Here is a 21,615-nt window from a genome sequence, read left to right on the forward strand (position 1 = left end):
GCAGCCGACCTCCGCGCCGCGGCCGTCGCGGCGCGGCAGCTGAGCGCGAGCGTTTCCGACCCGCCCGGAGAAACACATACGGGTGCTACCCATAACGACCCTTCCCAAGCAGACCAACCCATCTTACGTAGAATGATGCATATTCGATGCGCACCGATCGGAAACTGTTTCGGAGATGTCACCCTGGCGGTCGGCGCACTCGTCCGAACGCCGCCGCGCCTTTGTCCCGCCAGTTCGGCTGCGGCCCGATGGCGCCCATCGGGAAGGTCTTTGGCCCCTCTCGGTGCCAGTCGACGCTGTGCGAGAGTGGTTACACAACCGGCCATATCCGAGGAGTGCATCATGTGGGGATACGACAGCTACCTGCGTTGGCTGTATCGCAGCGGCAGGCCGAATCCGTTCGCCCGCATTCAGAACCGTTTCTCGGCATGGCTTTTCGCGACAGGCGTCGCGCCGAAGCGGGTCGCGGCCCTGGGGATTCGCGGGCGCCGCAGCGGTCGCGTGATCTGGTTCCCGGTAGCGCTGGCGGAATTCGACGGCGGACGCTATCTCGTTTCCATGCTGGGGAACAACGTGAACTGGGTGCGCAACCTGGCCGCCGCCGATGGCGCGGCGGTGCTGCGCTACGGCCGCGAAGACGCGGTCCATCTCGTGGAGATCGAGCCCGATCAGCGTGCCCCGATCCTGCGAGAGTACCTGCGCGTGGCGCCGGGCGCGCGTCCCCACATCCCGGTGAGCCCGAAGGCCCCACTTGCCGAATTCGAGCGCGTCGCCCAGGACTATCCGGTGTTCCGAATCGACCCGGCGGCTCGGGAGTAGACGACTCCCGAGTCTGCGTACGCGTGTCCGGTGGTCGAGCGCTGCGCCTCAGCGGGGCCGATTCGTGCTGGGATCAGGCCACTGGAAGGGCCTCGATATCTGCGAGATAGCCGTCCATGCGGCAGGGTCGGGCCGCGATGTCGTTGGCCGCGAATGCGTCCGAAGTCCCTGCCGACAGGGCCGTCGGGCCCTTCTCAGCGCGGAGGTGGCGGTGGGACCGTGTAGCGACATCGACCGAAGGATGACGACATGGAACACGGAATGCCCGACGACGACACCGTCAAGGCAGCGCTTTCGCTCGCGGTGCGGGCGCCGTCGGTTCACAACACGCAGCCGTGGCGGTGGCGAATAGGCGATCGCACGGTCCACCTGTACCTGGATCCGACCCGAGCGCTGCCAGCGACCGACCCGGACCAGCGGGATATGTTGCTGAGTTGCGGCGCGGCCCTGCATCATTTCAGCGTGGCGTCGGCCGCGCTCGGCTGGTCGGCCGTCGTGCACCGCATGCCCAATCCCGACGATCCGAACCATCTCGCCGCTATCGAGTTGGTGCGGCATCGCCCCACGCCGCTGGAGGTCGCACTGAGCGCGGCGATCACGCGGCGCCGAACCGACAGAAGGCATTACAGCTCGTGGCCGATGCCGCCCGGAAATCACGGGCTGTTGATCGAACGTGCCGGTGCGTTCGGCGCGATCCTGCGCCCGGTGACCGATCTCGAGCGCGACCGCTTGGTCGAAACCGTCCGGGCCGCCGCTGCCCAGCACGGGCAGGATCCGGATTACCTGTTCGAACTGACGATCTGGAGCGGTCGGCACAGCACCCCGGACGGAGTGCCCGCCCAGAACGCCCCGAGCCCACGATCCGGCGACGAACTGCCCGCCCGGCACTTCGCCGGAGCGCAGCTGGTGGATTCGGCACATGAACCCGATTCCGCGGAGTTGCTGGTTCTCGGCACCTCCGCCGACGACAGGGTGTCCCGGTTGCGCGCCGGGGAAGCGTTGAGCGCGGTCCTGCTGACCGCCACCAATGTCGGCCTCGCTACCTGCGCGCTCACCGAGGCGCTGGAGATCGCGGAATTGCGTCGTCAGGTCCGGGTGGGTGTGCTCGATGACTCGGCCTACCCCCAGGTGATCGTCCGACTCGGTTGGGCGCCGTCGAGCGCCCCTGCGCTGCAGGAGACTCCCCGGCGCGCGCTCGACGAGGTGTTGGATCCGTTCGAGATCAGTGACTGATCGCCGCCACTTCACGCGATAGCGGGACGGCCGACCGGCCGTCCCGCTATCTGTTTGTGGAGTATCCGATCAGGTCTGCCGGTCGGCGATCGCGTGATCGAGCAGGAGGCGTCGTTCGGCGGCGGCGACAGCGGCCCGGGTGGCGACCGCGGCGTCGGGTGTCACCGAGATCGAGGTGATACCCATGCGCACCAGGTACTCGGCGAACTCCGGACGATTCGACGGCGCCTGACCACACAGCGACGAGGTGATGCCGTGCCGCCGCGCGGTCGAGACGATCTGCCCGATGGCGTCGAGGACCGCGGGATCGGATTCGTCGAAGAGTTCGGCGCACTGTTCGGAATCACGGTCGACGCCGAGCATGAGTTGGGTGAGATCGTTGCTACCGATGGAGACCCCGTCGATTCCCAAGCCGATATATTCGGGGAGCCAGTGCACGACGGATGGGACTTCCGCCATGACCCAGCGGTGCATGCCTCGCTGGCGTCCGAGTGGGCTCGCGTCGACCAGTTCCAGACACGCCGCCAACTCCCAGCGGGTGCGCACGAATGGAATCATCAAGTGCAGGTTGGGTGTTCGTTCGCGGACGCGAGCGAGCGCGGTCATTTCGAGGGTGAACAACTCGGGTTCGCGAATATAGCGGTAGCAGCCGCGGTAGCCGATCATCGGATTGTGTTCGACGGGCTCGTAACGAGTGCCGCCGGTCAGCGCCCGGAACTCGTTGGTGCGGAAATCCGTCGCCCGATAGATGACGGGGCGTGGCTGGAACGCCGCTGTGATGCGATGCAGCGATTCCGCCATGCGGTCGACGAACAGATGTTCCTCGCCGCGTGCGATCAGGTCCCTGGGGTGTCTGCCGCCGAGTGCGTGGGTCAGCAGGGTTTCCGCGCGGAGCAGGCCGACGCCGTCGACATCACCCGCGGCGACCCGTTCGGCGGCGTCCGGGAGCCCGAGATTGACGTAGACGCGAGTCGCGGTGGGCACGCGAACCTCACCGTGGGGGGCGGTCGCGACGGGGCGGGCGTCGGTCACGGCCGGTTCGGCCCGTCCGGCCCGGACTTCACCCGCCGCCCCGTCCACTGTGACCACTGCGCCATCCGCCAATGTCGTTGTCGCGATGCGGGCGCCGACGACACACGGTATACCGAGCTCACGCGCGACGATCGCGGCATGACAGGTCATACCGCCGTTGTCGGTGACCACCGCCGCCGCGCGTGTCAGGGTCGGCAGCCAGTCCGGGTTGGTCATCGGGGCGACCAGGATTTCGCGGTCTCGCAGCGAGTGTCCCTGGGCGGGTGAGGAGAGCACCCGCACGACACCGTCCGCGATTCCGGGAGCCGCGGCCAGGCCGCGCACCAGAATGCGCGTCGGCGCCGGCCCCGCTATCGGGGGTCGGGCCGGTTCGTCGTGCAGTGTGGTGATGGGGCGTGCCTGCACCAGCCACAGGGCATCGTCATCGAAAACCCATTCGACGTCCTGGGGGATGCCGTCGTGGTGCTTCTGCACGTCGAGCGCGAGCCGGGCTACGGCCACTGCCTGCGCCGCGTCGAGCACGGGAGCGGCGGCCTCGGCGTCGGACAGGGTGACCTGGCGATCGCCATCGGTTCCGGCGACGATCGCGTAATCCTGGTGGCCCGTGCGAGTTTCGAGTTGGGTCGGGCCTGCCGCGTCGAAGAGATAGGTATCGGGTTCGGTGGCGCCGGACACGACTACCTCACCTTGGCCGCGGGCGGCTTCGATCACCACCCGGTCCCGGCGTCCGGTCGACGGGTCGGCGGTGAAGGCGACCCCCGAGCGCCGCGCGCTCACCATGCGCTGGACCACGACGGCCATCACCGGTCGCCCGCGCATGCCGCGCCGGGCCCGGTAGGTGACCACGCGAGGAGTGAAAAGTGATGCCCAGCAGTCGATCACGGCTTCGAGGAGCTTCTCGTCGCCGTGCACATTGGTCCGCGAGATATTCATGCCCGCGAACGAAGAGGTGGCACTGTCCTCGCCGATCGCCGATGATCGGACCGCGACGGGAACCTGGTCACCGAGTGCGTGATACGCGGACAGGATAGCCTCGCGGACGACGCCGTCGAGCGCGGCGTGGTGCACGAGTTCGCGCATCCGCAGGCATATCTGCGCCACTTTCGACTCGTCGGTGACCGCGTCGAGCGCCTCGCCGTGCAGGCGGTCCAGTTCGGCGCCGTCCGGGCCCGCGGTGATCACCCGCTCGTAGCAGGAACGCAGGATAACGAAGCCCGGGGGGACGGGTAGTTTCGCGGCGACCAACTCGCCGAGATTCGCGCCTTTGCCTCCTGCGATATCGGAATCGGTGAGTCGTAACTCACCGAAATCGGCTATAAAGTCGCCCATATCAACTCCGATCTGCGCATCTGAACTGGGGTCGACTCAGCTTCGCGCAGTGATGGGTGTCTCGGTCAGGGCCGTCGTGCCCGGGCCTCGGGGACCAACGGCCTCATCTGCTGTGCGGCGAGTGCGCGGCGGTCGGCCTGCGACATCGAGCGGGCGGGTGCTTGCGGTTCGCACCGTCAGGGTTTCCGGCTCGACAGGTAGGTCGAGACGATCACCATGATGGCGAAGACGATGGCGATGATGACCGCCGCGGTAGGCCAGTTCACGATAGTTTCCTTCCGGTTGGCACGTTGGTGCGAGTATGCATGCCGCACGCGGGTGTCTCACAGTGCCGAACGACTCCGAGTGAAGGGACTTCGGGGCAGCGCGGCCCGCGATCGGCGCCGATGCCGTAACGCCTTCGATACCGGGTCGAAAGACTCTCGGCGCGGCAGGCGCGGGCGCGGAGAATCGACTCGACCGGGTGTCCGCCCGGTCGAGTCGGACGAGATGGGTTTCACCACATGAAGATCGACGAGTTGATGACCTTGGCGAAGGATTCTCTGACGGTTCGGCGCGTCTATTCCGACCCGGTGGAGAGCGGCGGCCTCACCATCATCGAGGTGGCGGCGGTGTCCGGCGGAGGTGGAGCGGGCGTCGGCAGCGATAAGGACGGCGGCCAGGGCTCAGGAGGCGGATTCGGGCTCGGTGCCAAGCCGGTCGGCGTCTATGTGATCAAGGACGGTCGATTGACCTGGCAGCCCGCTGTCGATGTCAATCGGCTCGCGGTGATCGTCGGTGCCGTAACCGTAACCGTAACCGCGTTACTCGTCGGGGCGCGAATCGCCAACGGCGTCAGCTGACGTCGAGCCCGCCTCGGCGGGCGCAGGGGTCTGCGCCTGGTCGATCGAAGGCCATTCGATTGGGGACTTGTGCCCCTGATTCGGTGGGCGAGTTGCTCTGCCATCGAGGATCTGGAATCGAGACGATGACGATATGACCGAGACAACCGCCGCGGGTGAGCCGGTGGGCGGCTTCGCCGGATGGGCGCCCATCGAGAAGTCGCCGTCGGAATGCTCGCAGGCCAACGTCGCCGACTACGACCGAGCCTGTCGTGAGTTCAGCTGGGACGCGGCGGCGCCGCAATTGGCCGGTCTACCCGGCGGTGGTGTGAACATCGCGTGGGAAGCGGTCGATCGGCACCTCGGTACCCCGACCGCCGATGTCGTCGCGTTGCGTTGGTTACGCGCCGACGGGGAGATCGTCGACTACACCTATGCCGAGCTCGCCGCGGCGACGAGCAAGTTCGCGAATGTCCTTCGCGACAACGGAATACACAGTGGCGATCGAGTCTGCATGCTGCTCGGGCGTACCCCCGAGTTGTATATCGCGGTGCTGGGTGCGCTGAAGGCGGGCTGTGTGGTCTCGCCACTGTTCTCGGCGTTCGGACCAGAGCCGGTGCGCCAGCGCCTGGTGATCGCGGGCGCGGCGGCAGTGGTGACCACCGCGGCGCTGTACCGCCGAAAGATCGGCCCCATTCGCGACGCTGTTCCCACCGTGCGAACCGTTCTCCTCACCGACGGCGGGCCCGACGGCGTCGACCTGCGCACCGCGATGGCGGAGGCCGACGACGAATGCGCGCCCGCCCACACCGGTCCCGAAGATCCGGCGCTGCTGCATTTCACCAGCGGAACCACGGGCAAGCCGAAAGGCGCCCTGCATGTGCACGGGGCGGTCCTCGCCCATCGGGTCACCGCCGGGTATGCCCTCGACTTGCGTGCCGGTGACATCTTCTGGTGCACCGCCGACCCCGGCTGGGTCACCGGCATGTCCTACGGGGTCATCGCACCCCTGTGCCTCGGCGCCACGGTGATCAGTGACGAAGCCGAATTCGACGCCAAACGTTGGTACCGCGTCCTCGACGAACAGCGGGTATCGGTGTGGTACACCGCTCCGACCGCCTTGCGGATGCTCATGCGACTCGGTGACCATCCTCCGGAAGGCACCGACCTGTCGGCGCTGCGTTTCGTCACCAGCGTCGGGGAACCGCTGAACCCGGAAGTGGTGGTCTGGGGCGAACGAGCCCTCGGGCACCCGATACACGACAACTGGTGGCAGACCGAGACCGGTGCGATCATGATCGCCAACCTGGCCGCCACGCAGATACGTCCCGGCTCCATGGGACGCCCGCTGCCCGGCGTCGAGGCGGTCACGTTGCGCCGCGGCCAGGACGGGCGCGCCGCGGTCGTCGACGGGGCCGTGACCCCGGCCGAACCGGGTGAGGTGGGGGAGCTGGCGCTGCGGCCCGGCTGGCCATCGATGTTTCGGGCCTACTGGGGCGAGCCGGAACGCTACGCGCAGTGCTTCGCGGGTGGCTGGTACCTCAGCGGCGACCTGGCTCGCCGGGACGCGGACGGCTACTACTGGTTCGTCGGACGCGCCGACGACGTCATCAAATCCGCGGGCCACCTGGTCGGACCGTTCGAGGTGGAAAGCACGCTGCTGGAACATCCCGCGGTGGCCGAAGCGGGGGTCATCGGGACCCCGGACCCGGTGGCGGGCGAACTGGTCAAGGCATTCGTACTCCTGCGCCCCGGCTACGCGCCCGATGAGGAACTGCGCGCCGAACTGCTCGCCTTCGGGCGCAAGGCACTGGGCGCGGTGGCGCCGAAGGCCATCGAGTTCACCACCGCGCTTCCGCATACCCGCAGCGGCAAGGTGATGCGCAGACTGCTCAAGGCTCGCGAACTCGGATTACCCGAGGGTGACGTGTCGACCCTGGAAGGCTCGTCATGATCGAGATCGATAACACCCCGATCGAATCAGGTTCCTTCGACCGGATCGCTCTGCTGCGGCAGATGATTCGCATTCGTCATTTCGAACAGCGTTGCGTGCAGCTCTACAGCGCCGAGAAGATCCGCGGGTTCCTGCATCTCTACATCGGGGAGGAAGCGGTCGCGGCCGGTTTGCTCGGCGAGCTGACCCAGGAGGACGCGGTGGTCTCGACCTACCGCGAGCACGGCCACGCCATCGCTCGCGGCATTTCGATGACGGCGCTGATGGCCGAGATGTTCGGCCGCTCGACCGGCTGCAGCCGCGGCCGCGGCGGATCGATGCACCTGTTCGACGCCGATCTCCGTTTCTACGGGGGTAACGCGATCGTCGGCGGCGGGCTGCCGGTCGCCGTCGGGCTCGCGCTGGCGGATGCCATGCGCGGGCGCGACGCGGTGACGGTGTGTCTGTTCGGTGACGGTGCGGTCGCCGAGGGTGAGTTCCACGAATGCCTCAATCTCGCCGCCCTGTGGCGGCTTCCTGTGCTGTTCGCCTGTGAGAACAACAGGTACGCGATGGGGACGGCGCTGGCCCGCGAGCACGCGAACACCGATCTCGCGTTGCGCGCGGCCTCCTACGGGCTGGTGTCGTGGCCGGTGGACGGAATGGACGCGGTCGCGGTCGCGGCGGCCACCCGACGGGCGCTCGCGTCGATCCGGGCAGGCAGCGGCCCGTGCTTCCTGGAATTGCGCACCTACCGTTTCCGCGCGCATTCGCTCTACGACGCGGATCGCTACCGGTCCAAGGCCGAGATCGAGCAGTGGAAGGCGCGCGATCCCATCACGGTGCTCGGCGCCGCGCTCGACGCCGCTGGCGAACTGGATGAAAAAGAGCGCGCCGCAATGGAATCCGCCGCGGACGCGGAGTTGGACGCCGCCATCGCCGCGGCGGAGGCGGCGCCGGAGGAACCGGTGGCCGACTTGACCAAGTACGTCTACGCGGAGCCGTCATGACCACCTACCGGGAGGCGATCGCCGCGGCGATCCGCGAGGCGTTGCAGCGTGACGACCGAGTCTTCCTGATGGGCGAGGATGTCGGCGCCTACGGCGGCTGCTTCGGCGTGAGTCGCGGCATGCTCGACGAATTCGGGCCGCGACGCATCCGGGACACCCCGCTGAGCGAATCGGCCTTCGTCGGCGCGGGAATCGGCGCGGCGATGGGCGGCATGCGCCCGATCGTCGAGATCATGACCGTCAACTTCAGCCTGCTCGCCCTCGACCAGATCCTCAACAACGCCGCCACCTTGCGTCACATGTCCGGGGGACAACTCGGAGTGCCCCTGGTGATCCGGATGGCCACGGGAGCCGGACGCCAGCTCGGCGCCCAGCATTCGCACAGTCTGGAATCCTTCTACGCGCATATCCCCGGCTTGCGCGTCGTGTCGCCCGCGACCGTCGCCGACGCCCGCGGCATGCTGTGGGCCGCGCTCGAGGACCCCGATCCGGTGCTGATCTTCGAACCGATCGCGCTGTACAACTCCGAGGGCGAACTGCCCGCCGAGGGCACGGTCACCGATATCTCGCGCGCGGCGATCCGGCGCGCCGGGACCGACGTCACCATCGTCGCCTACGGCGGCGGGCTGCGGGTGGCCGAAGCGGCGGCCGAGCAATTGGCCACCGAATCGATCTCCGCCGAGGTGATCGATCTGCGCACCTTACGCCCGCTGGACGAGGCGACCGTCCTGGAATCCATCGCGCGGACACACCACCTGGTGATCGTCGACGAAGGCTGGCGCAGCGTCGGCATCGCCTCCGAAATCGCGGCCCGCGCAGCGGAATCCGGCTATTACGAGCTCGACGCCCCCATTCGGCGGGTCTGCACCGTCGAAGTCCCGATCCCCTACGCCCGGCAGTTGGAGGAGGCGGCCCTGCCCCAGCCCGCCGCGGTGGTCGACGCGGTGCGCGCGGTGGTGAGCTGAGATGGTCGAATTCCGGATGCCCTCGCTCGGCGCCGATATGACCGAGGGCACGCTGTTGCGCTGGCTGGTAGCGCCGGGGGAGGCAGTGCACAACGGCCAGGTGGTCGCGGAAGTCGACACCACCAAGGCGGCCATCGAAGTCGAGTGCTTCGACGATGGGATTCTGGCGGATGTGCTGGTGCCCGAAGGCGCGACCGTGCCGGTCGGCACCGTCCTGGCGACGATTCGGCCCGAGCGGACCTCGGCCGACGAGCCCGCAGGCGAGCTCGCGGCACAGCACGGCTCCGCGGCGCACGGCGCGGACAAGGAGGAAGCGCCCCCGGCCAGGGAAGCCGCGCTCCACGGCGCGAACGGCGCACCGACACCCGATGTGCACGCCACCCCGCTGGTCCGCCGACTTGCGGCGGAAGCCGGGGTCGACCTGGCGTCCCTGACCGGCTCCGGGCCCGGTGGCCGAATCCTGCGGATCGACGTGGAACACGCCGTCGCCCGATCGACGGGTGATAGCGGCGGCGCGGCGCTGGAGTCGGCACAGCCGCGCCCCGCGCGGGTGGGATCGGCGTCGAGTCGGCGGGTGCCCGCCTCCGGGTACGCGCGACGTCTCGCGGTCGACCTCGGCATCGATCTGGCCGATATCGATGGCACCGGGCCGGGTGGTGCGGTGCAGGCAGGCGACGTCCGTGCCGCTCAGTCCGCGCTTCCGGCCACGCCCGCTCCCGCACCGCTCGCCCCTGAAGCGCCTGCCCCCGCACCGCCTGCAATCACCGTGCGACGACCCGTGCCGCAACGTGATCGCGACGAGGTCCGACGGCTCATAGCCGCCGCCATGACCCGATCGAAACAGACTGTGCCGCACTATTACCTGTCCGAACCGATCGATATGGATTCGGCACTGCGCAGGCTGCGCGAGATCAACCTCCAGGCATCGGTGTCGGAGCGGATCCTGCCCGCCGCACTGTTGTTGTGGGCGGTCGCGCACGCCGCTCGCGCTGTGCCGGAGCTGAACGGGCACTGGGTCGAGGACGCGTATCACCCGGCCGACTCGGTGCACCTGGGAATCGTGGTGTCGCTGCGCGGAGGCGGCATCATCGTGCCGACCATCCCGGATGCCGACACGCTGTCGGTGGCCGAGATCATGGCGCGGTTACGAGCGCTCGTCGCCCGCGCTCGCGACGCTCGGCTCCGTTCGACAGACACCACACCGGCGACCATCACCGTCACCAATCTGGGTGATCTCGGAGCGGAGACGGTGTTCGGCGTGATCGCGGTTCCCCAGGTGGCGATCATCGGATTCGGCGCGATCACGCCGCGGCCCTGTGCTGTGGACGGTCTACTCGGTGTGCGGCCGCAGGTGACCGCGACCCTGTCGGGTGATCATCGCGCCAGCGACGGCGCCACCGGCTCCCGCTTCCTGCACGTCGTCTCCGAACTGCTGCAACACCCCGAGGAGTGGTGACCATGCCCGAGACCCTGACCCGAGACCAAGCCGATCAGCGGGTGCGCACTGCCCTGCGCGGCTTCGGATCCGACGCCGAGGTGGCCGCGCTGACGCTCGATGAACCCCTGCGCGGCGCGCTCGACCTGGATTCGATCGACTTTCTGACATTCGTGGAACGGCTCTCGCAGGCGCGCGGGTCGCGCATAGAGGAGGACGACTATCCCCGTCTGGTCTCGATCCGCTCCTGTGTGGACTATCTGCTTGGCACGACGGATCGGTGACGGCGCGGCGAGCCGAGGCCGGGCCGCCTGAGCGGATGGCATCGGCCATCGCGATCCGGGACTTTCGTCCCTCGCCACGGACTTCGGCGTGGACCAGACTGGACAACGGACGCCTCTACCCCGACTGAACAGGGGCTTCGATGATGCCTGACAACACGGTGGTAATCGATCGCGCTGGTCTGGACCGTCTGGTGGATGTGCTGCGTGCGCGCGGCTACCGGGTCATCGGTCCGCAGGTCCGCGACGGCGCGATCATCTTGGACGAACTCGACTCGGGAGCGCAGCTGCCGAGCGGGTGGGGTGTGGAGACCGCACCGGGCCGGTACCGGATTCATCGCCGCGACGACGACGCGGTGTTCGCGCATTCGGCGGGCCCCGGATCCTGGAAACAGTTCCTGCATCCGCCGCGCCGCAAGATGCTCGAGATCGGACCGGATCCGGAGACGGCGGCACCCGCCGAGGACGTGCCGGTACGCTCCGCGTTTCTCGGCGTCCGTGGCTGCGACCTCGCATCGATCGCGATCCTCGGACGGGTGCTCGGTGGCGGGACGTACCCCGATCCCGCGTTCACCGCGCGCCGTAAAGACCTGTTCGTCATCGCGGTGAACTGCACCGAGCCGGGCGGTGTGTGCTTCTGCGCGTCGATGGGCACGGGTCCTGGTGTGTCCGCCGGATACGACTTGGCCCTCACCGAGCGTCTCGACGCCGACGGCCACCGGTTCCTGGTCGAGGTGGGCAGTCCGGACGGAGCGCAGGTCCTCGCCGAGCTCACCTCCCGCCCGGCTGACGCGACGGAGGTCGCGCACGCGCGCGCGGCGGTGTCGGAGGCATCCGGCCGGATGGGCAGACAGATGCCGGAGGTCGATATCCACGCATTACTCCGTGACTCCCTGGAGTCGCCGCAGTGGCAAGACGTCGCGAGCCGCTGCCTGACCTGCGCCAACTGCACCATGGTCTGCCCCACCTGCTTCTGCACGACCACCGAGGACCTCACCGACCTCACCGGCGATCACGCCGAACGCTGGCAGCGGTGGGCATCGTGCTTCGAATTGGATTTCTCGTATCTGCACGGCGGCAGCGTGCGGCAATCCGGCGAAAGTCGATACCGGCAGTGGCTGACCCACAAACTCGGCACCTGGCACGACCAGTTCGGCAGTTCGGGATGCGTCGGGTGCGGGCGGTGCATCGCGTGGTGCCCGGCCGGGATCGATCTGACGGCCGAAGTGGGACGGCTCGCGGAACTGGCCGAGGAATCCGCCGATGTCGACGGCTGAGGAGCTGTCCGGTTTCGCGCGCCTGGCCGCACTGGGCCCGGACGAACTGAGTACCCTGGCCGCGGCCGGGCATGAGGTCTCCTTCCCCGCCGGGCACCGCCTGATCGTGGAAGGCCGCCGCGCCGACCGGTGCTGGATGATCCGCGAAGGGCGGGTACTGCTGGACGCGCAGGTACCCGGACGCGGCGGCGTCGTCATCCAGACCCTCGGCAGCGGTGACCTGCTCGGCTGGTCGTGGCTGGTGCCGCCGTTCCAATGGCATTTCGGCGCACTGGCCGCCGAGCCGGTTACGGCCGTCGAATTCGATTCGGCGGCATTGGCCGACCTGGTCGACGCCGACCCTCGATTCGGCCGGGCGCTGATCTTGATGCTCTTCGAGGCGCTGCTCGAACGACTACAGGCCACCAGGGCCAGACTGCTCGATCTCTACCGCAATCCCGCCGAAGCATCCACCTCGTACCCGGCCCGCATCGGAGACGGAGGAGGCGGCCGATGAGCGTCGACGTACGGACCGACACGACATCGCGGGGCGACACGATGTTGCCCTATCGGGTCGTCGGCCGCACCCCGCAGACCCCGGACACCGTCACGCTGCGTTTGACACCGATTCACGAGGTGGCACCACGGTTTCGGCCAGGGCAGTTCATGATGCTGTACAGCTACGGCGTCGGTGAGATCTCGATTTCGGTCAGCGGGAACCCGGTTGCCGCCGACGATGTTCTGGAACATACGATCCGGGTCGTCGGCGCGGTGAGCGGCGCGCTGTACCGCGCCGAGATCGGCGCGGTGATCGGTGTACGTGGACCGTTCGGCACCGGATGGGATCTGGAATCGGCGATCGGGGGAGATCTCGTCATCGTCGGCGGCGGACTCGGTGTGGCGCCGCTGCGACCGGTGCTGCTCGGCGCGCTGGCGGCGCGCGAGGACTACCGACGGGTAGTCGTGATCACCGGCGCCCGCACCCCAGCGGATATCCTCTTCCGTCGCGAGCAAGAGCTCTGGCAGTCAACCGATTCGATCGAACTGCACCAGATCGTCGACCATCCGACGCCGGGCTGGACGGGGCGGATCGGCTTCGTCACCGAGCCGTTGGCGCAGCTGAATCTCGAACCGGCCCGCACGACGGCATTCGTGTGCGGCCCGGAGCCGATGATGCGATTCTGCGCACGAACCCTGCTGAACAAGGACATCGCCGCGAGCGATATCCGGGTATCACTGGAACGCAATATGCAGTGCGGTGTCGCGCGGTGCGGTCACTGCCAGCTCGGCCCGCTACTGCTCTGCCGCGACGGCCCGATCGTCGACTACGCGGTAGCCGAACCACTACTGGCAGTCGAGGAGTTGTGATGAGTGTCGCGACCCTCGCGGTCTGGAAGTTCACGTCCTGCGACGGCTGTCAGCTCAGCTTGCTCGACTGCGAGGACGAGCTGCTGACCCTCGCGGGCCGGCTTCGCATCGTGCATTTCACGGAAGCCTCCAGCGCCGCGGAACCCGGGCCCTTCGACGTATCCCTGGTGGAAGGATCTGTGACGACGCCCGACGAACTGCGCCGAATCGCCGAGATCCGTGCGCAATCCAGGATTCTGGTGGCGATCGGCGCATGCGCCACCCACGGCGGGATTCAGGCGCTGCGCAATTTCGCCGATGTCGCCGAATTCACCTCGGTGGTCTACGCCAGTCCGGAGCACATTGCCACACTTGCCACCTCCACCCCCATTTCGGCGCACGTACCGGTGGATTTCGAGCTGCGTGGCTGTCCGATCGATCGGCGCCAGCTGCTCGACACACTGGGCGCCTTCCTCGCCGGGCGCAAGCCCGACATCCCGAACACCAGCGTCTGCACCGAATGCAAACGTCGCGGCACCACCTGTGTGACAGTCGCCGAGGGCATTCCCTGTCTCGGCCCGGTCACCCAGGCCGGATGCGGCGCGCTGTGCCCGGCGTACCACCGTGGCTGTTACGGCTGTTTCGGCCCGATGGCCGATCCCGATATCCACGCGCTGCTTCCCATCCTGCGCGTCAACGGCATGTCCACCGACGATATCGATCGGGTGTTCACGACATTCGCCTCGGGGGCGCCGGAATTCGCGCGAAGGAGTCGCGATGAGTGACCGCGGTAGGCAGCTGAAGGTCGGCTCGCTGGCTCGGGTGGAAGGCGAGGGCGCGCTACGCGTAGTCGTCGCGGACGGCCGAGTCGAGCGCGCCGAACTACAGATCTACGAGCCCCCGCGATTCTTCGAGGCGTTCCTGCGCGGCCGTGCCTACACCGAGCCGCCGGACCTCACCGCTCGCATCTGCGGCATCTGTCCGGTGGCCTACCAGACCAGCGCGTGTAACGCGCTCGAACAGGTCTGTGGCGTGGAATTGGACCGGCCACTGGCCGACCTGCGCCGGCTGTTGTACTGCGGCGAGTGGATCTCCAGTCATTCGCTGCACATCCACCTCCTGCATATGCCCGATTTCCTCGGTTACCCGGACGCGATCACACTCTCGGCGGACCATCGTGACCTCGTCGTCGAGGGATTGGCGGTGAAGAAGGCAGGTAACGCGCTGCTCGAGCTCATCGGCGGCAGGCCCATCCATCCCATCAATGTCCGAGTCGGCGGTTTCTACTCGGTACCCACCCGCGCTGACCTGGCGCCGGTCGCCGAGCAACTGCGCCGCGCGTACGACTACGCGGTGAATACCGCACGCCGGGCGGCGGGTTTCGACTTTCCCGACACCGAGATCGACGACGAACTGCTCGCCGCGACTGACGCCGACCGATACGCCATCGAAGGTGGTGATCTGCGGACCAGCACGGGACTGTGCTTCCCCGCGGCCGATTTTCGCACGCACGTGGTGGAACGACAGGTGCCGCACTCCACCGCCCTGCACGCGGAACTCGACGGCAGGCGGTATCTGACCGGGCCCCTGGCGCGATACACGCTGAACTACCGACAGCTTTCGCCGAACGCGCGGCAGTTGGCGGCGGAGATCGGGCTCGGCGAGCAATGCCGTAGCCCGTTCCGCAGCATCCTGGTGCGCGCCGTCGAAGTCGTGTACGCCATCGAGGAGGCGCTCGCGCTCATCGACGGCTATGAACGCCCCGGTCGCGCAGCGGTTCCCGTCGAACCCCGAGCCGGGACCGGGCATGGGGTGAGCGAAGCGCCGCGCGGATTGCTCTACCACCGTTACGAACTCGACGACGACGGGATCGTCCGCTCGGCCGACATCGTCCCGCCCACCTCGCAGAACCAGGCTGCCATCGAGGAGGATCTGCGCAGGGTGGTCTCGGCCAACCTCGATCTCGACGATGACGCGCTCACCACACTGTGCGAGCGCACGATCCGCAACTACGATCCGTGCATCTCCTGCTCAGCGCATTTCCTGGATCTGGACGTGGTGCGCCGATGACCGCGCCGCGTGCGGTTGTCATAGGCGTCGGCAACGAATTCCGTCGCGACGACGGAGTCGGTCTCGTCGTCGCCTCCGAACTCGCCGAACTCGGCCTCGCGGACGTCGTCGTGACCGCGAGCGATGGCGAACTCACCGAGCTACTGGATATCTGGGCCGACGCGGAACTCGCGATCGTGGTCGACGCCGTCCGCTGTCAACCCGCGACCCCCGGCCGAATCCGGCGCACCGGCGTCGATGCGCTGCGGGCGGGCCAGGGCAGCACCAGCTCCCACGCTTTCGGGATACAGGACGCGCTGGCACTGGGCCGGGTCCTCGGCGCCGTCCCCGGCGCACTCGTCGTTATCACCGTGGAAGCGGCCCGCGTCGATTTCGGCGTCGGGCTGTCCGAACCGGTCGCGGCTGCCGTGCCGCGGGCAGTCGAGGCGGTGCTGACGGAGTTGAAGCGAGCGGAGCGGACGACCTCACTTCCGCAGTGAACGAGGACCAGGCGGTTCGGTATCGGCTAGCGGTTCCGGCTCGTCGACGAGGTCGAGCACCCTCTGGAACCCCTCGCCGAAACATTCGACCAGGGATGCGATATCCGGTATCGCGGCGGAGTCCGCGTTGATCGCGATGCAGCAGGTTTCGACATGCGAGGTCAGCGTCACGTTCATGGCCGTGCCGATGGTGGGGCCGAAGGCATACATCCGGTCGACCCGCGCCCCGGCGAGATACAGGGGCACCGGGGATCCCGGAACGTTGGAGGCGACGAAGTCGACGTGTTTGAGCATTTCGGTGACCATGGCGACCGGCATGCGGTTGAAGGCGGCCGCGACGGCGCTGGAGAACGGGATCGCCGGTTCGCGGCGCCAATCGCTGATCGTGGTGTTCAGGGCGCGCATGAGGTCTTCGGTGTCGGCGATGTCGACCCGTAACGCGAAGCGAGCGAGGGTGATTCGATTGCCGCCGAGCGGATCATCGGCTGTGCGAAGACTGATAGGCATGGTCAGGCGCAGTTGGTCCGCCTTCGCCCCGTGCCGCTCGTGATAGGTGCGCAGTCCGATGGCCACCGCGGTCAGGAAGGCGGCGTTCATCGTGCAGCCAACGGCGTGCGCGGCGCGGTGCAGCCGCTCGACGGGCACTTCGAGTATCGCCAGTTCACGACGGGTACTCCGGTCCCTCATCACCGGCGACAGTGTCGCGGTGATGGGGCGGGCCAGGCGGACCAGCGAGGCGACCAGCGTGGAACTGTCACGTAGCGTCCGCGCCGGGTGGGTGACGGCTCGCCACGCGGTGGGCAGTGTCGCGCCGATCCCGCCACGGAGCAGGTCCGTCCCGACAGACCAGTTCCAGGCCGCGATATCGCGCCACCCGCTGTCGCCACCGGAGCGCGGCGCGGGCGGATGGGCGCGATCGGTGCCCGCCCGATCCAGATCGAGTATCTCGGTGGCCATCCGAATACCGCCGATACCGTCGGTGAGGCTGTGGTGCACCGTCAGCACCACCGCGCATCGAGTGCCATCCAGACCACTCAGCAGCGTCAACCTCCACAGCGGCCGGACCGGATCGAACGCGGTCATCGCTTCGGTGCGGGCGAAGTCGAGCACTGTCGACAGGTTCGCCGGTTCCGGCAGCGCGGCGCGGCGCAGATGCCAGAGCAGGTCGAAATCCGGATCGGGTTCCCACCGGGGCGGAGCGAGACCGAACGGCACGGCGACCAGCCGATCCCGCAACTTCGGCACGACGAGGGTACCGCGAGCGATCGTGCGTACCAGGCGATCCCAGTCCGGATCTGTATCGAGTAGCAGCACCGAGACGATCGTCGAGCGTAGGCTCGGGTCGCGCTCCATGTTCCATGAGAACAGGTCCGTCTGCGACATATGGGATTCACGGTGGTCCATCGTCCGCCGCCTTCGTATTCGTCGTTGTACCTCGAGCCGCTTGTATCGCGGCCCGCTGAGCGAGCCTTCGCTGCGCGGCCCGCAAGCCTGGTTACCGGCTGGAGACGGTGCGCCCGCGTCAGCGCGTCCACGGTGACCGCGCCGTCGAGCACGGTGCGCAGACATCGATCGGTAGACGACTCGGGCAGGTACCGGGCATCCGCTGAAGGCTCCGGAGAATCGACGCTACGCGTGCGCGTGCTCGTCCGACAGTGCCGAACCGCCACTTCTCGATGGACTTTAGGCAGTGGCTCGACATCGATCGATATGCCGAGGCTGCCCCGCCCGGCCCCCGCGACTCTACGCGGCGCAGTGGGGTCCGACGACTCGCGCGGTCGTGACCTTCGGATCTGCCGATGATCAGGCGTGGAGCGGATGCTCGATACCGGATCACGGAAACAACGGCATGGGTACGGGCGTGACGATCGCCCGATCGGAGAGGACAGGCAGCGATGTACTGGCACGATGGGATGTACGGGCACGGCGATGCGATGAATGGCTGGATGTTCGTGCTCGTGATGTTCGCCCTTATTCCGCTGTGGATCGCATTGGTCGCGGGCGTGGTGATGGTGCTGCGCGGCGTCGACCGGCCCGAGCGCAGGCAATCCGCCAAGTCCGGGAACGAGCCGCTCGGCACCGAAAAACGTACGCCCGCAGAGATTCTCGCGTTACGCTTTGCCGACGGTCAATTGGACGAAACCGAATATCTGCGCCGGTTGTCGGTGCTGAACCGAGGCGGCTCCGGGTCTTCGTCCTCCGGGTCTTCGTCGGCCGCCACCTCCTCGCAGGCGTGACGAAACCGATCCGGCCGCGTCGGCGCGCCGCGGCTGAGGAATGCGCGGCGGAGGGATGCGAGCGAGCCCCGTCTCACAACCCGGAAGGATAGGTCTCCGGTGTCGTGCCCGCGAGCCAGCGGCTCGTCGGTTCCAACGGCTCGACGGCGGTGGTCCGATCGAGGTGGATCAACGCGTCGAACTGGTCGGCGGGCCTGGCGTGATAGTAGTGACTCTGGCGCTCGGTACCGGGAAGGTAGATCACTCCGATGGCTCGTTGAAGTCGCGGCTGGCGTAGACAGTCGACCGCGTCTCCCGGCACGTCCATGCGGAGCAAGAACTCCGGTTTGCCGGTGTCGTGCATCAGCTCCTCGACACTGGAAGGCAGCGCGACCCGCACATCTTCGCGCACGGCGGGCCCGCCCCACTCCTCGGCGGCGGTGACGGTGCCGGAGCAGGTGCTGAAGCCGATGGACCGGCACGTCCCGCCGTGGCGTTCCCGCACCAACTGACCGAGAGTCAGCTGGCTCTCGGCGCCCATTTCGGTGGCGCGGGCGTCGCCGACATGCGAGTTGTGCGCCCACACCACGACCCGAGCCTGCGGGCCGTGGTGCCGGACGGCCTGCTCGTCGCGGCGGTCCAGGTGCTCGATGAGCGCGTCGAGGGTGTCGGCCATATGCCGGTCGCGCAGATTCCACGACGACACACGGTCGCCGAACATCGCGCGGTAGTACGCCTCCGCGTCGCGCACAGCCCACGCGTTGCGGAGCACATCGAATCGATCGTCGGCGGCCGAGTCGGATTCTTCCCCCGCCGGGCCGCCGCGCTGCAGTTCGAGCAATTGTCGTATCGCTTGGGCCTCGCAGGACCTTCCCGCTCCGAAGGCGGCGGCGAATCCGTACGCCTGGCCGTCGTCGCCGGCGACGTGGTCGAAGCAGCCGTAGCGGGCGCGGGCGCGTTGCGCGGCCCGCGGATCCACGTGGTCGAGGTAGGCGATGACCTCCTGCATCGACCGGTGCATGCTGTAGAGGTCGAGGCCGTAGAACCCGGCGCGTGGACGGTCGTGTAGGTGTTGCGCGAGGTTGTGCGTCTGTAGCCAGGCGACGAAGTCGCGGACCACCGTATTGCGCCACATCCAGGCGGGGAACCTCTCGAATCCGCGCAGTGCCTCCTCGGCGGTGGTGTCGGTGCCGCGCCCCTGTACGTAGCGATTCACCCGGTACGCGTCCGGCCAGTCGGCCTCGGCCGCGACCGCGGTGAAACCCTTGTGCTCGATCAGCCATCGGGTGATGGCGGCCCGCGCGGCATAGAATTCTTGTGTGCCGTGCGAACTTTCGCCGATCAATACGATCCGCGCGTCGCCGATCAGGTCGTCGAGAACATGTTCGGGCGGTACACCGCCCGGCGCATCGATGGCAGCCGCGCGAATGATCGCCGCGGGGTCGACGGGTGGCACCGCCGTTCCCGTGGTCTGTGTGGCCAGCAGGACCCGCACCTGTTCGTCGGTGACCTGCGTGAAGTCCCAGAACGACTCACCGACCGACCCGAACGGGGAAGGCATTGTCGCGCAGACCATCTCATCCACGCTGGCGCCCAGCTCGCGGCAGGTCGACTCGGGTGCCGCCGGCACCGCGACGACGATCCGTTTCGGTTCGTCCGCCCGTATCGCATCGACCGCCGCGAACATGCTGGCGCCGGTCGCCAATCCGTCGTCCACCAGGATCACCGTGCGCCCCGCGATCTCGAGCGGACCGCGGTCGCCGCGATAGGCCGCTTCGCGGCGATACATCTCCTCGGTCTCGTCGCGGGCGATCTGCCGCACTTGGTCGGCGGTGATCCGCAGACCGCGGATCATGTCGTCGTTGAGTACGATTCGGCCGCCCACCGACAGCGCGCCGATGGCGAATTCCGGATTGCCCGGTGCGCCGAGTTTGCGCACGATCAGCGTGTCCAGTTGCGCGCCGAGCGCCGCGGCGACCTCCCAGGCGACCGGGACGCCGCCGCGGGCCAAGCCGAGCACCAGCACATCTGGGTCGTCGCGATAGTGCTGGAGCAATCCGGCGAGTGCCCGACCCGCTTCGTGCCGGTCGCGAAAGATCCTGCGGGGAACATCGGGTTCCACTCGAACCTGGTTCATCGTTACCTCCTGGCGGTCCGCTGGGGAGACCGAATCGTGTGTGGTCACAAGTCGCCGATGGCAGATCGCTTCCCATCGGTGCCGCGCAAGGGCAGACCCAATGCGCTGCGGTGGCAGGCCAGTGCCAAGTCGGTGGCCGTAACCACGCCGGTGAGTCGCCCCGACGGGTCGACGACGGCGATGATGTCGAGGTGGGGCCGCAGTATCACCCGGGATGCCACGTCGCTGAGCGACTGGTCCTCGGCTGCCTTGGCCGCGGCGGCCAGCGGCCGTGCCACCGATCGCACCGAGGCCCGCTCACGTTCGTGCACCGGTAAGGCGGTGAGGTCCGCCCAGGACAGCACGGCGACCGGCTGCCCGGCTGCGTCGACCACGGGAAAGACTCGGTGGTCGGAATGCATTGCCGGGGAGCGCAGCAATTCCGCGACCGACCAGGACACCGGAATCGCCACCGGATGTGCTGTCATCACGTCGCGAATCCGAGTGTCGCCCAGTTGCTGTCGCAGCCCGGCGGTGGTCAGTTCGACGTTGGCCGCCGAGTACAGGAACCAGCCGAGCAGCATCAGCCAGATCCCGCCGGGGTTGCCGACCACGATCAACTCCGCCACCCCGAGCAGTATCAGGAACAGCCCCAACGTCCGGCCGCTGCGCGCGGCCACCGTCGCCGCGCGCAGCCGGTCACCGGTCGAGCGCCACACCAGGGCGCGCAGCACCCGGCCGCCGTCCAACGGCGCGCCGGGCAGCATATTGAACACGGCGAGCAGGAGATTCATCGAGGCGAGCCACACCAGGGTCCGCAGCGCGGGGTCACCCGCCGCCGTGCCGACCACGGCCGCCACCGCGAAGAACCCCGCGGCGAGGAGCAGGCTGGTCAGTGGGCCGGCGAGCGCGATTCGCAGATCCGAACGCGCGTCCTTCGGCTCGTCACCGAGCTCGGAGACCCCGCCGAGCAGCCACAACACCACTCCGTCCACCTGGACATCCGCGCGCCGGGCGACCAACGAGTGGGCAAGCTCGTGCAGCAGTAGTGAGGCGAGTAGACCGAGTGCGCCGACAGCGGCCATCAGCCATATGGTCACGGACCCGCCGTAGGCGTCGGCCAACGACTGCCCGAGCGACAGTATGAACAGGCCGAGTGTCACCAGCGCGGACCAGTGCGCGCCGACCCGGATACCGCCGATGCGGCCGAATGAAACCGTTTCCCGCAACATCACATCTCAGTCTGTAGGGAGGTAGCGAATGGGTTTTGGTG

The 21,615-nt window shown here is 67.9% G+C and carries 19 protein-coding genes; 15 read left to right on the forward strand and 4 right to left on the reverse strand.

Features of this window, described 5'->3' with window-relative positions:
* Nucleotides 1-342 precede the first annotated feature (342 nt).
* Both ABZS43_RS06440 and ABZS43_RS06445 read left to right on the forward strand, forming a co-directional pair.
* The gene (locus ABZS43_RS06440) at nt 343-819 is read left to right on the forward strand and encodes a nitroreductase family deazaflavin-dependent oxidoreductase (RefSeq protein WP_355034782.1); all 477 of its coding nucleotides are present in this window, start codon (nt 343-345) and stop codon (nt 817-819) included.
* 249 nt (nt 820-1,068) lie between these two features.
* On the forward strand, nt 1,069-2,052 hold the full coding sequence (locus tag ABZS43_RS06445) for an NAD(P)H nitroreductase (RefSeq protein ID WP_355034783.1): 984 nt from the start codon (nt 1,069-1,071) through the stop codon (nt 2,050-2,052).
* 69 nt (nt 2,053-2,121) lie between these two features.
* On the opposite strand, the gene ppsA is transcribed toward ABZS43_RS06445, so the two are convergent.
* Complete coding sequence (gene ppsA, locus ABZS43_RS06450) at nt 2,122-4,413, reverse strand: phosphoenolpyruvate synthase (RefSeq protein ID WP_355034784.1); 2,292 nt, start codon at nt 4,411-4,413, stop codon at nt 2,122-2,124.
* Between the two features lie 503 nt (nt 4,414-4,916).
* Here ppsA and ABZS43_RS06455 point away from each other — a divergent pair.
* The 12 genes from ABZS43_RS06455 (at nt 4,917) to ABZS43_RS06510 (ending at nt 16,010) form a co-directional block, all read left to right on the forward strand.
* Complete coding sequence (locus tag ABZS43_RS06455) at nt 4,917-5,255, forward strand: sporulation protein (protein ID WP_355034785.1); 339 nt, start codon at nt 4,917-4,919, stop codon at nt 5,253-5,255.
* Nucleotides 5,256-5,388: 133 nt separating this feature from the next.
* Nucleotides 5,389-7,188 carry an acetate--CoA ligase gene (acsA, locus tag ABZS43_RS06460; protein ID WP_355034786.1) on the forward strand — a complete coding sequence of 600 codons (1,800 nt, stop codon included), beginning with the start codon at nt 5,389-5,391 and terminating at the stop codon, nt 7,186-7,188.
* Entirely contained in the window at nt 7,185-8,177 is a 993-nt protein-coding gene (gene pdhA, locus ABZS43_RS06465) for a pyruvate dehydrogenase (acetyl-transferring) E1 component subunit alpha (protein ID WP_355034787.1), read from the forward strand. Before acsA ends, pdhA begins: the two co-directional genes overlap by 4 nt.
* A complete protein-coding gene (locus tag ABZS43_RS06470; protein ID WP_355034788.1) occupies nt 8,174-9,142 on the forward strand; it encodes a pyruvate dehydrogenase complex E1 component subunit beta in 969 nt (322 codons plus the stop codon). The genes pdhA and ABZS43_RS06470 overlap by 4 nt, the downstream gene beginning before the upstream one ends.
* A 1-nt stretch (nt 9,143) precedes the next feature.
* Nucleotides 9,144-10,598: a 2-oxo acid dehydrogenase subunit E2 gene (locus ABZS43_RS06475; protein ID WP_355034789.1), complete on the forward strand. Its 1,455-nt coding sequence runs from the start codon at nt 9,144-9,146 to the stop codon at nt 10,596-10,598.
* Nucleotides 10,599-10,600: 2 nt separating this feature from the next.
* Nucleotides 10,601-10,861 carry a phosphopantetheine-binding protein gene (locus tag ABZS43_RS06480; protein ID WP_355034790.1) on the forward strand — a complete coding sequence of 87 codons (261 nt, stop codon included), beginning with the start codon at nt 10,601-10,603 and terminating at the stop codon, nt 10,859-10,861.
* Nucleotides 10,862-11,001: 140 nt separating this feature from the next.
* Nucleotides 11,002-12,135, forward strand: a complete 1,134-nt coding sequence (locus ABZS43_RS06485) for a 4Fe-4S dicluster domain-containing protein (protein WP_355034791.1) — start codon at nt 11,002-11,004, stop codon at nt 12,133-12,135.
* On the forward strand, nt 12,122-12,631 hold the full coding sequence (locus ABZS43_RS06490; RefSeq protein ID WP_355034792.1) for a cyclic nucleotide-binding domain-containing protein: 510 nt from the start codon (nt 12,122-12,124) through the stop codon (nt 12,629-12,631). Before ABZS43_RS06485 ends, ABZS43_RS06490 begins: the two co-directional genes overlap by 14 nt.
* Nucleotides 12,628-13,482, forward strand: coding sequence for an FAD/NAD(P)-binding protein (locus ABZS43_RS06495; protein WP_355034793.1), 855 nt, complete (start codon nt 12,628-12,630; stop codon nt 13,480-13,482). The genes ABZS43_RS06490 and ABZS43_RS06495 overlap by 4 nt, the downstream gene beginning before the upstream one ends.
* The gene (locus ABZS43_RS06500) at nt 13,482-14,246 is read left to right on the forward strand and encodes an oxidoreductase (RefSeq protein ID WP_355034794.1); all 765 of its coding nucleotides are present in this window, start codon (nt 13,482-13,484) and stop codon (nt 14,244-14,246) included. The genes ABZS43_RS06495 and ABZS43_RS06500 overlap by 1 nt, the downstream gene beginning before the upstream one ends.
* Nucleotides 14,239-15,531: a Ni/Fe hydrogenase subunit alpha gene (locus ABZS43_RS06505; RefSeq protein WP_355034795.1), complete on the forward strand. Its 1,293-nt coding sequence runs from the start codon at nt 14,239-14,241 to the stop codon at nt 15,529-15,531. The genes ABZS43_RS06500 and ABZS43_RS06505 overlap by 8 nt, the downstream gene beginning before the upstream one ends.
* Nucleotides 15,528-16,010 carry a hydrogenase maturation protease gene (locus ABZS43_RS06510; RefSeq protein WP_355034796.1) on the forward strand — a complete coding sequence of 161 codons (483 nt, stop codon included), beginning with the start codon at nt 15,528-15,530 and terminating at the stop codon, nt 16,008-16,010. Before ABZS43_RS06505 ends, ABZS43_RS06510 begins: the two co-directional genes overlap by 4 nt.
* On the opposite strand, the gene ABZS43_RS06515 is transcribed toward ABZS43_RS06510, so the two are convergent.
* Entirely contained in the window at nt 15,996-17,393 is a 1,398-nt protein-coding gene (locus ABZS43_RS06515) for a wax ester/triacylglycerol synthase domain-containing protein (protein ID WP_355034797.1), read from the reverse strand. The genes ABZS43_RS06510 and ABZS43_RS06515 overlap by 15 nt on opposite strands.
* Nucleotides 17,394-17,905: 512 nt before the next feature.
* Between ABZS43_RS06515 and ABZS43_RS06520 the strand changes: the two genes are divergently transcribed.
* Nucleotides 17,906-18,247, forward strand: a complete 342-nt coding sequence (locus ABZS43_RS06520) for a hypothetical protein (RefSeq protein ID WP_355034798.1) — start codon at nt 17,906-17,908, stop codon at nt 18,245-18,247.
* A 73-nt stretch (nt 18,248-18,320) separates the two neighbouring features.
* On the opposite strand, the gene ABZS43_RS06525 is transcribed toward ABZS43_RS06520, so the two are convergent.
* Nucleotides 18,321-20,363 carry an erythromycin esterase family protein gene (locus tag ABZS43_RS06525; protein ID WP_355034799.1) on the reverse strand — a complete coding sequence of 681 codons (2,043 nt, stop codon included), beginning with the start codon at nt 20,361-20,363 and terminating at the stop codon, nt 18,321-18,323.
* A 44-nt stretch (nt 20,364-20,407) separates the two neighbouring features.
* Nucleotides 20,408-21,574, reverse strand: coding sequence for a site-2 protease family protein (locus ABZS43_RS06530; RefSeq protein WP_355034974.1), 1,167 nt, complete (start codon nt 21,572-21,574; stop codon nt 20,408-20,410).
* Nucleotides 21,575-21,615: the final 41 nt, after the last annotated feature.

The organism is Nocardia sp. NPDC005366 (assembly GCF_040606855.1).
Classification (GTDB): Bacteria; Actinomycetota; Actinomycetes; order Mycobacteriales; family Mycobacteriaceae; genus Nocardia.

Excerpts from the sequence above, each read along its gene's own strand:
- ABZS43_RS06500 (WP_355034794.1), top strand. The coding sequence starts at position 13,482 with ATGAGTGTCGCGACCCTCGCGGTCTGGAAGTTCACGTCCTGCGACGGC.
- ABZS43_RS06440 (WP_355034782.1), top strand. The coding sequence starts at position 343 with ATGTGGGGATACGACAGCTACCTGCGTTGGCTGTATCGCAGCGGCAGG.
- acsA (WP_355034786.1), top strand. The coding sequence starts at position 5,389 with ATGACCGAGACAACCGCCGCGGGTGAGCCGGTGGGCGGCTTCGCCGGA.
- ABZS43_RS06445 (WP_355034783.1), top strand. The coding sequence starts at position 1,069 with ATGGAACACGGAATGCCCGACGACGACACCGTCAAGGCAGCGCTTTCG.
- ABZS43_RS06485 (WP_355034791.1), top strand. The coding sequence starts at position 11,002 with ATGATGCCTGACAACACGGTGGTAATCGATCGCGCTGGTCTGGACCGT.
- ABZS43_RS06510 (WP_355034796.1), top strand. The coding sequence starts at position 15,528 with ATGACCGCGCCGCGTGCGGTTGTCATAGGCGTCGGCAACGAATTCCGT.
- ABZS43_RS06490 (WP_355034792.1), top strand. The coding sequence starts at position 12,122 with ATGTCGACGGCTGAGGAGCTGTCCGGTTTCGCGCGCCTGGCCGCACTG.
- ABZS43_RS06530 (WP_355034974.1), bottom strand. The coding sequence starts at position 21,574 with ATGTTGCGGGAAACGGTTTCATTCGGCCGCATCGGCGGTATCCGGGTC.
- ABZS43_RS06455 (WP_355034785.1), top strand. The coding sequence starts at position 4,917 with ATGAAGATCGACGAGTTGATGACCTTGGCGAAGGATTCTCTGACGGTT.
- ABZS43_RS06470 (WP_355034788.1), top strand. The coding sequence starts at position 8,174 with ATGACCACCTACCGGGAGGCGATCGCCGCGGCGATCCGCGAGGCGTTG.
- ABZS43_RS06475 (WP_355034789.1), top strand. The coding sequence starts at position 9,144 with ATGGTCGAATTCCGGATGCCCTCGCTCGGCGCCGATATGACCGAGGGC.
- ppsA (WP_355034784.1), bottom strand. The coding sequence starts at position 4,413 with ATGGGCGACTTTATAGCCGATTTCGGTGAGTTACGACTCACCGATTCC.
- ABZS43_RS06520 (WP_355034798.1), top strand. The coding sequence starts at position 17,906 with ATGTACTGGCACGATGGGATGTACGGGCACGGCGATGCGATGAATGGC.
- ABZS43_RS06525 (WP_355034799.1), bottom strand. The coding sequence starts at position 20,363 with ATGAACCAGGTTCGAGTGGAACCCGATGTTCCCCGCAGGATCTTTCGC.
- ABZS43_RS06480 (WP_355034790.1), top strand. The coding sequence starts at position 10,601 with ATGCCCGAGACCCTGACCCGAGACCAAGCCGATCAGCGGGTGCGCACT.
- pdhA (WP_355034787.1), top strand. The coding sequence starts at position 7,185 with ATGATCGAGATCGATAACACCCCGATCGAATCAGGTTCCTTCGACCGG.
- ABZS43_RS06495 (WP_355034793.1), top strand. The coding sequence starts at position 12,628 with ATGAGCGTCGACGTACGGACCGACACGACATCGCGGGGCGACACGATG.
- ABZS43_RS06515 (WP_355034797.1), bottom strand. The coding sequence starts at position 17,393 with ATGTCGCAGACGGACCTGTTCTCATGGAACATGGAGCGCGACCCGAGC.
- ABZS43_RS06505 (WP_355034795.1), top strand. The coding sequence starts at position 14,239 with ATGAGTGACCGCGGTAGGCAGCTGAAGGTCGGCTCGCTGGCTCGGGTG.